The organism is Pseudoalteromonas sp. M8, from assembly GCF_018141365.1.
GTDB lineage: Bacteria > Pseudomonadota > Gammaproteobacteria > Enterobacterales > Alteromonadaceae > Pseudoalteromonas.
Window position 1 is genome coordinate 4,163,453 of sequence record NZ_CP047240.1, and the last position, 18,428, is coordinate 4,181,880.

Here is an 18,428-nt window from a genome sequence, read left to right on the forward strand (position 1 = left end):
TTTTGCTCGCTAGGCGTATAATCATTATTCATAAGCAGTAAGTATCAATGGAGTTATTATGGGATTCGGTGGGATCAGTATTTGGCAATTACTTATTATTTTAGCCATCATTGTTTTGTTATTTGGAACTAAAAAACTACGCGGTATTGGTAGTGATTTAGGCGGTGCAGTTAAAGGCTTTAAAAAGGCGGTATCGGATGAGCAAACTGCGACCGACTCTGAGCCAGAAAAGTTAAAAAATACAACAACTGAGCAAGCACAACCTGTATCAGAGAAAGAAAAAGATAAGGTGTAATTCAACATGGGTATGTGGGAGTTAGTGGTCGTTCTTATCGTCGGTCTAATTGTACTTGGCCCTGAACGTCTTCCCGTTGCAATCCGCACCGTAGCGAGATGGATAAAAACGGTAAAGTCTGTCGCTAATTCAGTCAAAGCTGAAGTAAGTGAAGAGTTACGCGTTCACGAGCTACATAATAATTTAAAGAAAGCGGAACAACAGGGAATGCAAGATTTGGCCCCCGAACTCAAGCAATCCGTTCAAGAATTACAGGAAGCGGCTGAATCAGTCAGACATTCTTATAAATCAACCGAAAATAATAAAAATAAAGACTAATCAATCTACCAGTTAGATAGTTAGAATGGGTTCAAGTTTTGGATATTTAGACATCCAAGCAGTACCTTTTCTCTTATCCAATTGACATTATATTCGTACGAGTCAAGTTACATGACAGAATCAGCCCAGAGTGGATTTATAGCTCACCTTGTTGAGTTAAGAAACCGCTTAATGAGAGCGTTAATGAGCGTTTTCGTTATCTTTGTTTCCTTGGTGTATTTCGCCAATGATATCTATGCGTTTGTTGCGGCGCCGCTAGTAAATAGCTTGCCTAGCAATACAACAATGATCGCAACAGATGTTACAGCACCGTTTTTTGCCCCCTTTAAACTAACATTATTCGTGTCGTTATTCGCTGCAGTGCCATTTATTTTACATCAAGTGTGGGGCTTCATCGCACCAGGCTTATATAAGCATGAAAAGCGGATGCTTATACCGATATTACTTTCTAGTGTACTACTATTTTATGGCGGGATTGCCTTTTGCTACTTTGTTGTCATGCCTATCATTCTCGGTTTTTTTACCAGTGTGGGACCGGAGATGATGACATTATCACCAGATATTAGCAGTTATCTTGGCTTTATCCTGAAGCTATTTTTTGCTTTTGGCATCGCCTTTGAAATTCCCGTTGCCATCATGCTTATATGTTGGAGTGGTATGACAACCCCTGCGAGTTTAAAAGAGAAACGGCCTTATGTTGTCGTTGGTGCTTTTGTCATCGCAATGTTTTTAACCCCCCTGATGTTCTATCTCAAACTTTATTGGCACTACCTATGCTACTCTTGTTTGAGTTGGGGCTCATTCTAGCCAGATTTTATAGCACTAAACCACAACAACAGGAGTCAGAAGAATGAAAAAAACCATGATACTGTTTGCAGTTGGCTTTACCTCTCTTTGCGCTGCAAAGCCGATCAATACACAGGCTCTACAAGCTTGTACCCTGATTGAGAATAATTTTAAGCGGCTCATGTGCTATGACAATGTGATTGCAAATAAACCAATCACTGAAGCGCAGTCTGGCAAAGCAATCACAAGTAAAAATAAGGTAAGTGAAGCGCGAAGCGTAGAAAAAATAGAGTCGAAAGAAGATGGTTTTGGCTTAGAGCATAAAGTTAAAGCAGCAAGCGAAGAAATCGAAGAAATTACGGCTAAACTAGTTAAAACCTCTACCCAAGGCCGTAATAAAATGGTCTTCACTCTAGACAATGGCCAAGTATGGCGACAAGTTTCATCAGAGACCTTTTTTGCCAACGAGGGCGACACATTAATTATTGAGCGTGCTTCTTTCGGCTCATTTTTGATGAAAAAAGCGGGTTCAAACCGCACAACGCGAGTTAAACGAGTTAACTAATGGACAAGATGATCGATGCTGGTGTAAACCTCACCAGCTCGCAATTTTCATCCGACTTGGCCGAGGTAATTACTAGAGCCAAAGAAGCAGGCATAGAATCTATGCTAGCAATTGGCTGCGATTTAACAAGCAGCGAGCAAAGTATTTCACTCGCTGAGCAATACCAACTTTATTGTACAGCAGGTGTCCACCCACACGATGCCAAAGATGCACCTGACACGCTCTACGATGACCTCCTCACTCTTTTAAAAAGTAGCAACAAGGCTATTGCTGTTGGTGAATGTGGCTTGGACTTTAATCGCGACTTTTCACCAAGGCCAATACAACAAAACGTGTGCTTGACGCAACTGCAGCTAGCAGAAGCTATTAACTACCCAGTGTATCTACATGAAAGAGATGCGCACGATGCGCTATTTGCGCTACTGCAAGAAGTTAAAGTTCAAGGAGTACTACACTGTTTTACTGGTGACCGTACCGCACTGCGCCATTACTTAGATTACGGACTAATGATTGGCATCACAGGCTGGGTTTGCGATGAACGTAGAGGCACAACGCTGCAAGAGCTCATTCAATACATACCTCTTGACCGTTTACTTTTGGAAACAGACGCGCCGTACCTACTACCAAGAACAATTAACCCAAAACCTAAATCTCGCCGCAATGAACCAATGTACTTATCCTATGTAGCTGAGCAAATTGCACGCTTAAAACAATGTCCCATTTCAGAAGTTATATCCACAACCACTACCAATTTTAAACAATTGTTTGTGAGGTAAAACCAATAATGCGCATTGTGTTATCTTTACTTTTATTGTTATTCAGCTCCGCCGCATTTTCTACTGTGACTATTTCTGAGTCATTTAAGGTAGAGCACCAAATAAAGTTAAGTTATACACTGAGTGAAGACGCCTCTTTAGCTAAATTGCTTGCAGCCCCAGCCGAATGGCATGAAAGCATTCAAGTTCCAAAAGGCCTCCGGCCTGTTGAGAAATTTTTATGGTTAAAGATTACAATACACAACGCGAATAACGCTCTCACACCGGTGTTAGTCAGTATAAACAATAACCTCATTGATGCGGTGACTGCTTATCATGTTAAACCAAACCATCCTATATTTACTCTTGATATGGGTGATGCGCTACCACTGATAAGACGACCACTTAAATATGAGTCGTTAGTCATTCCACTTGAGCTACAGCCACAAACGCAAAGCCATTTATATTTGCAAATCAATGATGATGGTGTGTTCAATGCACCTATTGCTATCTGGGAGCCTAACGAATACCTTCAATTTAAGAGTAAATTTAATCTTATTTTTGGGATTTTAGCAGGCTTTGTATTAGCACTCGCTTTAACTAATGCCACACTTTATTTTGTTACCAAAAGAAGTTACTTTCTATGCGCAACTTTATTCATCGCTATAATCTGGCTATTTAACGCTCATATTTATGGCTTTGGCTACCGCTACTTGTATTCTACTTGGCAGTGGTTCCAGCAGTATGGCCAAGGTGTCATGACTTTGCTGCTCAGTATACTACTGTTGCCTACTGCTAGTTATTGCGCAGAAAGAAGGTTACTCGCTCACCCTCTGCTTACACGTAAAAGAATCATTGCGGTCATAGTGAGTTTGTTCGTAATAACCGCTTTTCTGCCAGTTTCTCAGTCACTTTTATTAGCTCAAAGTATCAGTTTTATTATCGCACTAATACTTATCTACATACTTACCCGATTTAGCAATAAAAACCGCAATATCTTAATTGCGATTGCACTTTGCCACTTTATTGTGGTCAGCTACCCATTTACAGTTGAACTCGGTGTTCAGTCTGGAAGCTTTTTAAATCACTTGGGGTACTTTGGTATTTTTGCGATAGAAGCGACTTTACTCAGCTATTTACTAGTACGCCTTTACATTTTTCAAAGAGACGAAAAGCTGGTTAAGCAACAACAACGATTGGCGCATACCCAAGCTGAAGATGCCTTATTAAAAGAGAAGCTCAAACTCCAAGAACAAGCACAATATGATTTAGAATCCAATATTGAGGAACGCACTTTTGAGCTACAAGTCACGTTACGAGAACTCGAAGATAAAAATCGAGAACTAGAACGGATGAACATGGAAGACCCACTCACTAAAGTGAAAAATCGTCGTTACTTCGATAAGCGCTTACAAATGGAAGTACGACGCTCAAGACGGGAACAGACAGTACTGAGCCTCGTCATTTTTGATATCGATCACTTCAAAAAAATTAACGATAAATATGGCCACTTGGCTGGTGATCAGGCTATTTGCGAATTTGCCAATTTAATTAAGTCACACTTACGGCGACCGCATGACGAAGTGTTCCGTTATGGCGGTGAAGAGTTCATTTTACTTCTCCCAAATACAGCTGAAGATGGCGCACGTGAAGTAGCTGAGCGATTAAGAATCGCAACCCAAGAGCTCAATATCAAACTTGGGGAAAACACATTAAATATGACCACTAGCGCTGGTATATACAGCGCTGTGGTTTGCGATCCGCATAACCCACAACTTTATACGGACAATGCAGACAAAGCCTTGTATCAAGCAAAACAACAAGGCCGTAATCGCGTTGTTACTTTCAAACCTAACCAGGAGAACTAACGTGGCTCAATCAGGACTCGATCTTTTCCCCCTTACTCGTATGCGTAGAATGCGCCGCGATGATTTTTCAAGACGTCTAATGAGCGAAAGTACGCTAACGGTTAACGATTTAATCTATCCAGTGTTCGTGCTTGATGGTGAGTCTAAACGTGAAGCGATCCCATCTATGCCAGGTATTGAGCGCTTATCTATTGATCTATTAGTTGAGGAAGCCAAACTATTAGTAGAGCTAGGTATTCCTGCTATCGCCTTGTTCCCGGTAACACCAGCAGAGCAAAAAACATTGCTCGCTGAAGAGGCATACAATCCAGAAGGAATTGCACAAAAAGCCATTCGTGCAATCAAAGCAGCATGTCCCGAGCTCGGTGTGATCACTGACGTTGCACTAGACCCATTCACAGTGCACGGCCAAGACGGTATCTTGGATGAACACGGTTATGTCATGAATGAAGAAACCGTAGAAGTACTGGTCAAGCAAGCGCTTTCTCATGCAGAAGCCGGTGCCGACGTTGTTGCACCATCGGATATGATGGATGGCCGAATTGGCGCTGTACGTGAAGCACTTGAAGAGTGTGGCTTTATCCATACTCGTATTATGGCCTACTCTGCCAAGTACGCTTCAAGCTACTATGGCCCTTTCCGTGACGCAATTGGCTCTGCGGGCAACCTTAAAGGTGCAGACAAAAAAACCTACCAAATGGATCCTGCTAATTCTGACGAAGCATTACGTGAAGTGGCTTTGGATTTACAAGAAGGTGCCGATATGGTGATGGTAAAACCTGGCATGCCATATCTAGATGTCGTCAGACGCGTTAAAGATGAGTTTGGGGTGCCAACATTCGCTTATCAAGTCAGTGGTGAATATGCGATGCATAAGGCTGCAATTGACAATGGTTGGTTGGCTGAAAAACCTGTCGTACTAGAATCTTTACTCGCCTTTAAGCGTGCTGGTGCAGATGGTATTTTGACTTACTTTGCAAAGCAAGCTGCTATTTGGCTTAACGAGAAGTAAGCGTCATTATTTGGAGCAGGTGAAATTTTCACCTGCACAGCTTCAACTTACCTAATCAAGCTTTCTGCTTTTAAAAGCTCATCACTATTCATTTTCCAACTAAAGAAGCGAATGACACGACCGTCATCAAGATACACTTCTGGGATACTTAAAACACCTAAGGAGCGTAACCTAATCGCCTGAATATGTTCCGCATGGATATAATGAGTCTTACCAAAAAAGTTATAGCTAACTCCCGCTTTATCTATATGAAGAAAACGCTTTCCAGTTAATGATAGTGCCAATGTTGTTAGAGTAAACAACAGTAAAATTAATGTAACTATTTGCAACAATGATGAGGGAATAGCCAAGATAGAAAACAGCTCATTACCAAGCCAGATCAACGACAAAGTAAACACGTAGAAAAGCCAGTTTATTTCCAACTCTAGGGTTCTCATTGAGTATCTCCTTTATTTACCCAACCACAATCAAATTTGAGCCCTCGACGCAATAACGTGACCCAATTTATTGAAGAAAAGCTAATGATAAAGTGCCAATGTTCCTAAAGCAAGAACTTTAAAATTAATAAAACATGAAATAATCGTGACGACTTTTAGACAGGATATTAACGCAGTAAATCATTGAGTTTAAAAATAAAAAAGGCCGCCAAAGGCGACCTTTTTATGCAAAATAAGTAGTTAATTACTTAGCTGCTTTTTTCTCTTTCTCAGCTGCGATTACCGCGTCAGCAACGTTTGCTGGACATGGTGCATAGTGTGAGAATTCCATTGAGAACTGACCACGACCAGACGTGATAGTACGTAGGTGACCGATATATCCGAACATTTCAGATAGTGGTACTTCACCCTTGATACGAACGCCCATTGCGCCAGCTTCTTGGTCTTTGATCATACCGCGACGACGGTTAAGGTCACCGATTACGTCACCTACGTTGTCTTCTGGCGTGAACACGTCAACTTTCATGATTGGCTCAAGAAGTTGTGCACCCGCTTTAGGGATAGACTGACGGAATGCGCCTTTAGCAGCGATTTCGAACGCGATTGCTGACGAGTCAACTGCGTGGAAACCACCGTCGAATAGCTCAACTTCAACGTCTAGTACTGGGAAGCCTGCTAGTACACCTTCGTCCATCATTGACTTGAAGCCTTTCTCAACTGCTGGCCAGAATTCCTTAGGAACGTTACCACCAACAACTGTAGACTTGAACGTAAAGCCAGAACCAACTTCACCAGGCTTGATACGGTAGTCAATCTTACCGAACTGACCAGAACCACCAGACTGTTTCTTATGCGTGTAGCTATCTTCAACTTCTTGTGTGATAGTTTCACGGTAAGCAACCTGAGGCTGACCAACGATTAGGTCTACACCGTATGTACGCTTAAGGATATCTACCTTAATGTCTAGGTGAAGCTCACCCATACCTTTAAGGATAGTTTCACCTGAATCTTCATCAGTCTCAACTTGGAATGAAGGATCTTCTGCAACCATCTTACCGATCGCGATACCCATCTTCTCGTTACCACCTTTATCTTTAGGTGCAACAGCGATTGAGATTACTGGATCAGGGAAGATCATCGCTTCAAGTGTACACTCGTGCTTAGGATCACATAGCGTGTGACCTGTTTGAACGTTCTTCATACCAACAACAGCGATGATGTCACCCGCTTGTGCTTCAGTAAGTTCAGTACGCTCGTCCGCTTGCATCTCAACCATACGGCCGATACGCTCTGTTTTACCAGTTGCAGAGTTAAGGATAGTGTCACCTTTCTTCATGCGACCAGCGTAGATACGGATGAACGTAAGCGCACCGAAACGGTCGTCCATGATTTTGAACGCAAGCGCTTTAAGTGGCGCATCAGCGTCAACAGTTGCTACTTCACCAGTAGGCTCACCTGTTTCAGGATCTGTTAGTGGCTGAGGATCAACTTCTGTAGGAGAAGGTAGGTAATCTACAACAGCGTCAAGTACAAGTTGCATACCTTTGTTTTTGAACGCTGAACCACAGAAAGTTGGGAAGAACGCTAGATCACGAGTACCTTTACGGATACACGCTTTGATTTGCTCGATAGAAGGTACTTCACCTTCCATGTACGCTTCCATTAGGTCGTCGTCTTGCTCAACAGCAGACTCAACTAGCATCTCATGGTATTCTTCAACTTTGTCTACCATGTCAGCTGGAACGTCTTGTACTTCGTAGTTTTCAGGAAGACCTGTGTCATCCCAAACGTATGCTTTCTTCTCAAGTACGTCTACAACACCACAGAACTGGTCTTCGATACCGATTGGAAGCGTCATCACTAGTGGGTTAGCACCAAGTACTTTCTCAACCTGACCAACTACGCGGTAGAAGTCTGCACCCATACGGTCTAGTTTGTTTACGAAGATTACACGTGCAACTTCTGATTCGTTCGCATAACGCCAGTTAGTTTCTGATTGTGGCTCAACACCACCAGAACCACAGAATACACCGATACCACCGTCAAGTACTTTAAGTGAACGGTATACTTCTACTGTGAAGTCAACGTGTCCAGGAGTATCGATAACGTTTAAACGGTGGCCTTTCCACTCACAAGTTACCGCCGCTGATTGGATTGTAATACCACGCTCAGCTTCCTGCTCCATGAAGTCAGTAGTAGACTCACCGTCGTGTACTTCACCAGTTTTGTGGATTTTACCAGTAAGCTTTAGAATACGCTCAGTGGTGGTAGTTTTACCCGCATCAACGTGCGCGAAAATACCAATGTTTCTGTATTTCGATAAATCTGCCATTGTTTTACTCTATTTAAAGTAGAAAAATTATTCGGCGGGAGTATATCACCTCTTGTAGCGAACATCATCCTTGAAGTCGTCTAAAATGCAATCAATTCGCGAAAAAGTTTCTAATGCGAAACTTTGTGACCTATTTTTACCGTATCGCTTACTGCTAGGCCGCTGTATTTAAGAAAATTCCGTTGTATTTTGTCAATTTCAGGGCGGTGAGCTTGGGTTTTTGTTTAAAATATCTGCTTTCCGAACAAGTTGGCATGCTGGACTTGGAAGGCATCATCTAGCAAAGAAAAATGCGCTATTTTACCCACTTCAATGCTACCAAGTTCATTGTCCATATTTAAATAAGTCGCGGGTACTAAACTTGCCATATTGATGGCTTCTAGAAGCGGAATATTGGCCAATTCTGCTAAATTCTTCACTGCTTTTTCAAGTGTTAGTGTACTGCCGGCCAAACTGCCGCTGTGAGTTTTCGCCACGCCATCCTTGACCACAACTGGCATTTCACCCAATTGATATTCACCATCTTTAAGGCCACCAGCATTAATACAATCACTGATCAAGGCCACCTTATGCTGACCTTTTAGGCGGTAGATCAACTGTAAAATCGCAGGGTGCAAATGAATACCGTCGGCAATCACTTCCACCAAGGCTTGGCTATCAAGTAACAACGCACCAGCACAGCCCGGTTCACGGTGATGAATGCCACGCATGCCGTTAAACACGTGGACCCCGCCGCAGGCACCATGTGCCAAAGCGGCATTGGTTTGCGCAAAATCCGCATCACAATGACCTAGCATCACTCGCACCCCATGTTTACTTAGGTACTGTGTCATCTTTACGCCATTAGCCTTTTCTGGTGCAAGCGCCACTGCTTTAAGCGCACCATCAGCCGCGCTAATCATTTCATCAATTAAGGCTTCGTCTAACGGCTTAAAGAAAGCTTCGTTATGGGCACCTTTGTGTTTTTCACTAAAAAATAAGCCCTCACTGTATCCGCCCAACACCTGAGCGCCCGGCATCTTTTGCTTATAGGCGGCTCCAATAACCTTCATCGCTGCAATAGTTTGTGGCCATGTAGTCGTCACCGTGGTTGCCAAAAAGCCAGTGACGCCATGTTTGAGCAACGAAGTGCTAATAGTTTCTATACTGGAGAGTTTGCCATCAATAACATCACAGCCCTCGCGGCCATGAATATGTAAATCAATTAACCCAGGCCACATATCTAAATTAGAATAACATTCGGTATTATCAGGCGCTTCCGCCGCTGGAATAATCGCGTGAAAACGCTCACCTTTTATTACCGCAACGTGCGCTTCAAGGACGCTGGTAGGGGTATAGATACGATGGGGCCGAATATAACGAAGCTGTTCAAGCATGCACTTTGCTCCCTAATAGGGCCGCGCCTAATGCACCACTTGCATCACCATGCTTGGCTCTAACAATATCTGGCACTGACACCGCTGAAAATACATGAGGTTCGATGGCTTTTGGGAGCGCCTCTACAAGTTCATCGATAAGCGACATGCCACCGCCAAGCACGATAACTTCAGGGTCATATGCTTTGATTAAATTTGCAAACGCCGAGCCCAACAGATCCATATAGCAATTAAACGCATGGATTGCTTCACTTTCTCCAGCCCGCATCGCTGTGATAACTTGTTCTGAGGAACGCTTCCGCGTAGTGAAATGTTGATACAAACCGGCAAGCCCTGGTCCTGCGACATAGCGCTCTAAACACCCTTGCAACCCACAGCCACACGCTAAAATAGGCAGGTGATATTTTTGCTGTAACACCGCAGAAAGCGGATGGTGGCCATATTCACCGGCGATCCCTTGGGCACTTTTATACAACGCACCATCAATGCAAAACCCGCCTCCAGCACCGGTGCCTATTATTGCCCCAAAGACCTTTTGATATTGTTTACCGGCTCCAAGACTGGCCTCTGATAACGCAAAGCAACGGCAGTCATTTTCGACCGCGATGGGCCGTTCCAGTTTTGCAACGAGATCAGCCTTAACTTCTTTACCATTGGCGCAAGGGACATTTGCTGATAGCACGCGCTGCTGCGCATTTACTATCCCCGGCATACCAATACCAACCTGTCCTTTACAACCATATTTGTCATCGGCTTGCTGCACCAAAGTGACGATTTGCGCCAAAAACGCCTCATAACTGTGCTTTGGTGTCGCCACACGCCAAGACTCTATGCGTTGTAGCTTTTCATCAAACACCGCAATTTCAATTTTGCTCCCGCCAACATCCACTCCATAAATCATACTTCACTCCCAAATGGATGAATGACTACGCCCTGCACGACTCTATTCACTTCCCCGACGGGCAAGGATTGTCCGGTGAAATACCGAGATTCAGCGCTTTATAGAAACTTAACTGCTGTGCAAACAACATATACAGTAACCCTTGCCACACATCTTCTAGTGGTGGCACTTTAGGACAAAGTGAATGCACCGTCATGGCTGTACCGTCACGCTGCAATTCAGCAACTAAATCCTGATCGTACAAGCTGGTATAACCATCACTTGAGATAAAACATACCACGACAGTTTTGCTATTGATAAGTGATTTTGGACCATGACGGAACCCAAGCGGTGACTCGCTCACGCTCATTACTTGGCCTGCCGATAACTCAAGCATTTTTAACGCAGCTTCCTTTGCAAATCCCAACAAACAGCCAGAGCCTAGGTACACCAAACGCTCAAATGGTTGTTGTGCAAATGCACGGATATTTTGCTGCTCTGCCGCAGCTAACATGCTTTGCGCTGCATTGATCAACTTATCCACGGAGCCGTCATCCACTGCAAAAAGTTGTAGCGCTGCAACCATCATTGACGAATAGCTACTCGTCATTGCAAAACTTTGGTCAAGCGTAGGTTCCGGTAGCAATATACTTGTTGCATTGCTTGTCTGCAGCGCTGCTTGATGCAACTTTCCATCACGGTTGCAGGTGATAAAAAGGTGCTGGCTGTTACTAACCAGCTGTGTTACCAACTCTACGGCCGCCACACTTTCTGGACTGTTGCCAGAGCGAGCAAAAGATACTAATAAACAAGGTTTATCCGTCGCTAGGTATTGCCTTGGTGCAGCAACTAAATCAGTTGTGCTCACTGCCCGCACACTTTGGCGCATGTGTGCATTAAGATGAGTGGCGATAGCGTCACCGATATAAGCGGATGTACCCGCCCCCGTCAAAATAACCTGAGTATCAGGGTCATCTAGAAGAGGAGCTAACTCCACCAAAAGCTTAGGCTTTATGCTCGCGACTAATTGAGCGGTTTCTTGCCACATCTGTGGCTGCTGGGTGATCTCTTTTGCTGTCCAATAGGCATTTCGTGTTTTTAATTGCGCAATTTCGTGTCCTAGCAAAGTGTTCATGACGCTTTCTCCATGGCAAAACACGCATTTGAATAGCGAGCCACAACACGTTGAATTTTGGCAATCACTAACGCTTTGGCATCCCTTGCTATTTCACCACGGCGTACTTGTTGATATAGCTCTGGAAAATATTGGCTGATAAGCGGCAATGATAAGGTCTGCTGCGCTAGGTTTTCGAGCATAGTTGCTAACGCCTTTTGCACCGCATCTTGATGCCAGTAATAGCGAATACGGTCGCTAAAGCTAAATTGACGCAAGAAACGGAGTTGCTGTGATTCGCCGTGATAAAAACGCTGCCAACTCGTAGGCTCTGCCAGCATGACCTCGTCCACCACCTCAACAAACTGACTATGAACATAGGGTAGTAATTGCTTTTCAATATGGTGAAGCGCGAATAATCCTTCGCGCAGCGCAAAGGTCAATTCAGGCCCGACTTTCAAAATGGCAAAGTGGTCAGCAACCAACGACTGATAAGCGCCTGCAGTTTGATAATCTGTCGAATGCGCTTCGAAAGCGATACGGTCAACGGTACGAATAAAATCTTTTAATGCACTCGCTTCATTCGATTTGTAGTCAAAAACTTGGGTGTTATCAAACTCAACACCCGGCTGCACCACCATTGCAACCACGCGTTGCCAAGCATCCGCTAATCCTTTATTTGCAAAGAGTTCACGATGGCAAGCTAGGGTTTCTTGCACAGCAACTTGGCTGGTCGGTTGTAGACTGTCAATCTGTTCATCAGCGCCACCAGGAGGGGGAACTTCAGTACCAATCACATAAACAATATCACTACGACCAAACGTCGCAATCGCGGCTGCTTCCGCTGTTTGACACAACAAGGCAGCGCGATTAGCTACAATATCATCGCTTAACACGTCAGGGTCGTCAGCACAGGGCATGCTGGCATCTAAGTGAATTTTCTTAAAACCAGCCTTCACGTATTCAGCGACTAAGTCACACGCTTTGGCCATTGCGGCTTGGCTATTTTCACTCGTCCAACAGACTGGTCCCAAATGATCACCGCCAAAAATCAGTAACTGCTTATCAAAACCAAGTTCGTCGGCCATCTCTTCGACTTTGGCAATAAAATCCGCGGGACGCATCCCGGTGTAACCGCCAAATTGATTAACCTGATTGGCCGTGGCTTCAATTAATAGCAGCGTATTTTCCTGCTTGGCATATCTTATCGACGCTTCTAGCACCCAAGGGTGAGCTGAGCAAATGGCATAAATGCCTGAGTTTTTCCCTGATTTATTGGCTTCGATTAGGGCTTGAAAACGCCGCATATGATCACCTCTTAAGACGTTATTAAATGTACCTCAATTCCGGCGGCAACCAATTGCTGATGAACATCAGCTGGAATACCACTGTCCGTAACCAAAACGTCAATTTCTTCGCAGGCGATAATGCGATGCACACCTTTACGATCGAATTTACTGGAGTCCGTCACCACTATGACTTGCTTTGCAACCTTACACATCTCGCGGTTAAGCGCAGCTTCCGGTTCAAAGTGTGTTGTTACACCAACATCAACAGAGAACCCATCAACACCGAGCACCAGACGGTCAAAGTGATATTGCTTTAGCTGATCTTCTGCATGGCTGCCATAAAACGACAGTGACTTTTTACGCAGTGAACCACCGGTCATCAACACTTCAACGCCATCAGCTGCAACGAGCGCTTGCGCCACGTTAAGCCCATTGGTCATCACCACTAGCTGTTGATGCTCGGTAAGTTGCTTCGCAACCTCTTCAGTGGTGGTACCTGAATCCAGAATTATAGACTCATCATTGCCTATAAGGCCCGCCACCAACTTTGCAAGCTCGACTTTCACTTGGTGATGATGATCGTGCTTTTCCGTTATGGTGAGCTCTTTGGTTAACCTAGAACTCGCAACGGCACCACCATGAGAGCGAACCAACAAACCTTTTTCATGCAGGGCATTGAGATCATTTCTGATCGTCACGGTTGATACACCAAATTGTTCTGCCAGCTCAGATACTTCTACTCGTTCCGTTTGACCAACGAGTTGAACGATTTCGTGGCGTCTTTCGATGGTGTTCAGCATGACACCTCCTTTCGTTTTGGTTGAATTTAGTCTACACAGCTTTCATTTGCTTTCAATTCATTTTTTTAACTTTAAACAAAAATAAACATAAACAAATGTTTTATAAGGATTTAAAGTTAAATTAGAAACGCATTGAAAACAAATCGAAAGAATATGAAAGATATTTTTCTTGCGTTCAAAATAAAACTGCCGTAATAATAACCAAAAAATAACATTTCGTTTTTAACAACAAGAGTGAACAACTAAGAGGTTATTATGGGTGATCTAAACCGCCGGCGATTTCTTCAATCAATGGCTGCTATCGCAGCAACAAGCGCAGTGGTTGGCTGCGCGAGTAACAATAATAAGACGCCGCTTACACCAAAGCCACAAGGAAATTCAGTTCAAGGTCTAGTCGTACCGAAACTGGATGTCGTGCGAGTGGGCTTTATTGGTGTAGGTCAACGTGGTGTTGGCGCGGTAAAGCACTTTTGCCATCTTGACGGTGTCGAGATCAAGGCCATCTGCGATACGCACCAAGCAGTCGTCGATAGAGCCGTTAAAATTGTTGTCGACAAGGGTTTACCAAAACCTGCGACTTACGGCAAGAGTGATATGGACTATCGCCGCATGTTGGCGCGCGATGACATTGATATTGTGATCATCTCTACGCCTTGGAAATGGCATACGCCTATGGCGGTAGACACAATGGAAAGTGGCAAACACGCTTTGGTCGAAGTGCCAGCAGCAGTAACCATAGAAGAAGCGTGGCAATTGGTAAATACCGCAGAGCGCACGCAAAAGAACTGCATGATGTTGGAAAACGTTTGCTATGGTCGCGACGAGCTGATGGTATTAAACATGGTTCGCCAAGGGCTATTCGGTGAGTTACTGCACGGTGAAGCAGCTTATATCCATGAACTTCGTTGGCAAATGAAAGAAATTGAGCATAAAACTGGCTCATGGCGCACACATTGGCATACCAAACGTAACGGTAACCTCTACCCAACCCATGGTCTAGGCCCGGTTTCTCAATATATGAATATCAACCGTGGCGATCGCTTCGACTATATCTCCTCCATGAGTTCACCAGCGCTTGGTCGTGCAGCCTATGCTAAACGTGAATTTCCAGCAAATCATGAACGAAACCAACTGAACTATATTGCTGGAGATATGAACACCAGCATCATTAAAACCATCAAAGGTCGTTCGATTATGGTACAGCACGATACCACTACCCCACGCCCTTACTCCCGCCATAATTTAATTCAAGGTACTAACGGCGTATTTGCAGGATTCCCCAACCGCATCGCGCTTGAAAACGGCGGGAGTAAGAGCTTTCACGAGTGGGATTACGACATGAATGATTGGTACGGTAAATATGACCATCCACTTTGGCAAAAAATGGGGGCTGAAGCAGAGCGCAACGGCGGCCATGGTGGCATGGATTTCTTAATGTTCTGGCGCATTATTTACTGCCTTCGTAATGGCGAGCCGCTAGATCAGGATGTTTACGACGCAGCTGCTTGGTCAGCGGTCTTCCCTCTTTCAATGGACTCAGTTGCAGACAGAAGTAATAGCAAGGACTTCCCGGATTTCACTAGGGGCACATGGCGCACTGCAGCACCACTAGGCATTGTCACATAACTAACCAGAGGTTAAATACGCTATCTATAGCAAGTACTAACAATGCCTGAATAAGCGCCCGTAAAGCGGGCGCAATAATAACAACACTCAACAGGACAACAAGATGAAACACACTCTAAAACTGTGTGCTGTGGGATTGGCCGTGAGCTGTGCCCTGTCCCAATACGCGCACGCACAGGAAACAGAACAAAACAGCGGATCTGACGAGCAAGATAAAGCCAAGCAACAAGTCGAGAAAATTGAAGTACGTGGCGTACGTTCCAGTATCAAAGAGTCACTCTTTCTCAAGAAAAACGCCGTCGGCGTAATGGATGCCATCGTTGCCGAAGACATTGGCAAGTTCCCAGATCAAAACCTAGCTGAAGCGCTACAACGAATGACAGGTATCGCCATTACCCGTAACGCAGGTGAAGGACAAAACGTCACAGTGCGGGGCCTTGGCGGGGACTTTAACGTTACCACCATCAATGGTCGTAGAATGGCATCTGAACACACAAGCCGTGACTTTAACTTCGATTTAATTGCGCCTGAAATGGTTCAAGCATTAGAAGTATACAAGTCACCACAAGCACAAACACAAGAAGGGGGGATTGGTTCGGTCATCAATATAAAAACCCGCCGACCGTTAGATATGGATGGCTTTACCCTCGCCGGAAGTGCCAAAGCCATTTACGAAGAACGTACCGGCGATACCAACCCTCAAGCCTCCTTCCTAATTAGTGATACCTTTTTTGACAATACCTTTGGCGCCCTATTTACCGCCGTTTATTCCGAGCGAACACAACGCGAAGACTCCTATGAAGGACAAGGGTTTTACGATCCAGAAGAAAATACTGACGTGCGAGTCCCTGTTGACAGTAACCGAAATGGCGAGCTAGATGAGGGCGAGAAAGTACACCCATCAATGATCCCAGGATATGTGCGCTACTCGAACTGGCAAGATAAACGTGAGCGCATTGGTGCGAGCCTAGCGTTACAATGGCGTCCAACGAATGATATTGATGTCACCTTTGATAGCTTATACTCAAGCTACAAAACCGACGGTGAAAAATATCAAATCTCTTTCGTCACCTATGATGAACCTTGGACACCGGGGATCCCAGCGGTAGGTGAATTAAAATTTAATGAAGATGGCAACGTCAACTACATTGAGTTAGTCGACGGCGCGATGGCTGAGCTACTAAATGTCTCTGAGCCTCGCAATACCGACACTTGGCAGGCCGGTCTTAACTTCAAGTGGTATGCTACCAGCGATCTAACGCTTGAATTTGACGTGTCTAAGTCGCGTGCCGAGCGGATCAATGATGGCGACAACCGCTACATCGTGGCACGTGGCTTTGTGGATACTATCACTATAGATCAAACAGGCGACAACCTCCTGCCAGATGTGACCATGTCACCAGCACTTAATGCCGATCAACCCTTTGGAGCTCACTACAGCTACAACTATGGCACGGAAGTGATAAGCGATGTTGAAGAGTTAAGGCTTGAAGGGACATTTATTCCTGAATGGGAATTTGTCAAAGACATCAAGTTTGGTTTTCATTACGGAAAGCAAACTAAAGGCAGAGACGTAAGTAAATCAGATGATCCGTCAATGTTTAGTAATGGTGGGGCTTATTTTAAAAACTCAGATTACGACAGCTTTGATAACTCAAGTGTGGAAAAGCTCGGTGGTCTTAACTTATTTAGACTACCCGCAGATGTACTTGTACCCGCCAACTTTGATAACTTCCTAGATGGTGAGCCGGGCATGCATCCTGCGCCGTGGGCAAGCTTTGACTACGACAAACTCTATACATTTTATCAATCCATCAATGCCCAAGCCGCAGATGAAAAAATTAGAGCCACCAAGAGCCCTAAAGATTCCTACGAGCTTTCTGAGTCAACGTTTGCACTTTATTTAGAGACCAACCTAGTCGGCGAGCTGTCGGAAATGCCTTACAACCTAAACCTAGGCGTAAGAGCAATCAAAACCGAGATCACCTCTGATGGCTACGTTTTTGATTACCCAAGTCTGGTATACAACGTAGAAGAAGACGAAGATGGCGATATTATCTATCGTATAGAAGGGGATATTGCCGATTATTACTCCGATTCTTACGTAGAAGATGACTACACTGATGTACTGCCTAGCATGAACTTTAAGTTAGAAATAACAGACTCACTGTTATTTAGAACCAGCGTGGCTAAAGTTATCACCAGACCTAGCATCGATTTTCTAACCCCATATAGCTCAATTAATTTCAGTAAGTTTGAGCTTAATCTTGCCAACCCTGGGATCAAACCACTTAGAGCAGACCAACTTGATTTGGGACTAGAGTGGTACTTCTCTGATTATGGTGCGCTCACCTTTGCAACCTATTACAAAGACATTAAATCTGTTATCGCTCAGGGGCGTGTCGGTACGATAAAAGTGGGTAAATTCATAAAAGACGGCGTTGAAGTTGACGGTCCGGAATTTACCCAAGTATCTCCACGTTCGGAAGCGGGGGCAGAGATCAAAGGTTTCGAAATTGCTTATCAACAGTCGTTTGAGGAATTGCTACCGGCACCTTTTGATGGCCTAGGTATGCAAATCAACTATACATTTACGGATAGTAAATACGACGACCCCGAAAAAGATGAGCTACCGTTCGCTGGAATGTCTGAGCATTCTTACAATGCAGTTATCTATTATGAAAAGGATGACTACCAAGCGCGTATCGCTTACAACTGGCGAGATGATTATCTGAAGTATCCAGATGCATGGGGCGGCCCGGAATGGGCAGCGGATTATGGTCAGTTTGATTTCAGTGCCAGCTATAATCTTACGGCAAAGACACGAATTGACCTAAACGTGACCAACCTCACCAATGAGCGTCAATGGTCATACATTAAAACCCAAGAGCAAGTGAGCCACTTGAGCCGTTACGGCCGCAGTATCAGTTTAGGCATTAACACTTCTTTCTAATCAACATGGGGCAACGCGCCCC

General features: G+C 44.5%; 15 protein-coding genes and 1 pseudogene. 9 read left to right on the plus strand and 7 right to left on the minus strand.

Going from position 1 to position 18,428, the window contains the following annotated elements; translation table 11 throughout:
- Window positions 1-58 precede the first annotated feature (58 nt).
- From tatA to hemB, 7 genes and pseudogenes are all read left to right on the plus strand, one after another.
- A complete protein-coding gene (gene tatA, locus GSF13_RS23530) occupies window positions 59-295 on the plus strand; it encodes a Sec-independent protein translocase subunit TatA (RefSeq protein WP_010376470.1) in 237 nt (78 codons plus the stop codon).
- Window positions 296-301: 6 nt separating this feature from the next.
- Window positions 302-613, plus strand: a complete 312-nt coding sequence (gene tatB / locus GSF13_RS23535) for a Sec-independent protein translocase protein TatB (protein ID WP_010606879.1) — start codon at window positions 302-304, stop codon at window positions 611-613.
- 111 nt (window positions 614-724) lie between these two features.
- Window positions 725-1,467 (plus strand): annotated as a pseudogene (gene tatC, locus GSF13_RS23540) (twin-arginine translocase subunit TatC).
- Complete coding sequence (locus tag GSF13_RS23545) at window positions 1,464-1,964, plus strand: hypothetical protein (protein WP_211867288.1); 501 nt, start codon at window positions 1,464-1,466, stop codon at window positions 1,962-1,964. Before tatC ends, GSF13_RS23545 begins: the two are co-directional and overlap by 4 nt.
- Complete coding sequence (locus tag GSF13_RS23550) at window positions 1,964-2,740, plus strand: TatD family hydrolase (protein WP_174170242.1); 777 nt, start codon at window positions 1,964-1,966, stop codon at window positions 2,738-2,740. The genes GSF13_RS23545 and GSF13_RS23550 overlap by 1 nt, the downstream gene beginning before the upstream one ends.
- An 8-nt stretch (window positions 2,741-2,748) precedes the next feature.
- A complete protein-coding gene (locus tag GSF13_RS23555; RefSeq protein ID WP_211867290.1) occupies window positions 2,749-4,587 on the plus strand; it encodes a diguanylate cyclase in 1,839 nt (612 codons plus the stop codon).
- A 1-nt stretch (window position 4,588) separates the two neighbouring features.
- Window positions 4,589-5,599: a porphobilinogen synthase gene (gene hemB / locus GSF13_RS23560; RefSeq protein WP_174170240.1), complete on the plus strand. Its 1,011-nt coding sequence runs from the start codon at window positions 4,589-4,591 to the stop codon at window positions 5,597-5,599.
- A 47-nt stretch (window positions 5,600-5,646) separates the two neighbouring features.
- Here the strand turns inward: hemB and GSF13_RS23565 are convergent, their stop codons facing one another.
- From GSF13_RS23565 to agaR, 7 genes are all read right to left on the minus strand, one after another.
- Complete coding sequence (locus GSF13_RS23565; protein ID WP_174170239.1) at window positions 5,647-6,036, minus strand: hypothetical protein; 390 nt, start codon at window positions 6,034-6,036, stop codon at window positions 5,647-5,649.
- Window positions 6,037-6,280: 244 nt separating this feature from the next.
- Entirely contained in the window at window positions 6,281-8,368 is a 2,088-nt protein-coding gene (gene fusA, locus GSF13_RS23570; RefSeq protein ID WP_174170238.1) for an elongation factor G, read from the minus strand.
- A 224-nt stretch (window positions 8,369-8,592) separates the two neighbouring features.
- Window positions 8,593-9,744: an N-acetylglucosamine-6-phosphate deacetylase gene (gene nagA / locus GSF13_RS23575; RefSeq protein ID WP_174170237.1), complete on the minus strand. Its 1,152-nt coding sequence runs from the start codon at window positions 9,742-9,744 to the stop codon at window positions 8,593-8,595.
- Complete coding sequence (locus tag GSF13_RS23580) at window positions 9,737-10,645, minus strand: ROK family protein (protein ID WP_174170236.1); 909 nt, start codon at window positions 10,643-10,645, stop codon at window positions 9,737-9,739. Before GSF13_RS23580 ends, nagA begins: the two co-directional genes overlap by 8 nt.
- Window positions 10,646-10,691: 46 nt before the next feature.
- Entirely contained in the window at window positions 10,692-11,759 is a 1,068-nt protein-coding gene (locus tag GSF13_RS23585) for an SIS domain-containing protein (RefSeq protein ID WP_249122731.1), read from the minus strand.
- Window positions 11,756-13,045 carry a D-tagatose-bisphosphate aldolase, class II, non-catalytic subunit gene (locus GSF13_RS23590; RefSeq protein WP_211867292.1) on the minus strand — a complete coding sequence of 430 codons (1,290 nt, stop codon included), beginning with the start codon at window positions 13,043-13,045 and terminating at the stop codon, window positions 11,756-11,758. The genes GSF13_RS23585 and GSF13_RS23590 overlap by 4 nt, the downstream gene beginning before the upstream one ends.
- Before the next feature lie 11 nt (window positions 13,046-13,056).
- Entirely contained in the window at window positions 13,057-13,827 is a 771-nt protein-coding gene (agaR, locus tag GSF13_RS23595) for a transcriptional repressor AgaR (protein ID WP_102057735.1), read from the minus strand.
- Window positions 13,828-14,082: 255 nt separating this feature from the next.
- Here agaR and GSF13_RS23600 point away from each other — a divergent pair, with 255 nt between their 5' ends.
- Together GSF13_RS23600 and GSF13_RS23605 are read left to right on the plus strand one after the other, a co-directional pair.
- Window positions 14,083-15,453, plus strand: coding sequence for a Gfo/Idh/MocA family oxidoreductase (locus GSF13_RS23600; protein WP_010606892.1), 1,371 nt, complete (start codon window positions 14,083-14,085; stop codon window positions 15,451-15,453).
- Window positions 15,454-15,556: 103 nt separating this feature from the next.
- Complete coding sequence (locus GSF13_RS23605; RefSeq protein ID WP_211867294.1) at window positions 15,557-18,406, plus strand: TonB-dependent receptor; 2,850 nt, start codon at window positions 15,557-15,559, stop codon at window positions 18,404-18,406.
- The last annotated feature ends 22 nt before the right edge of the window (window positions 18,407-18,428 follow it).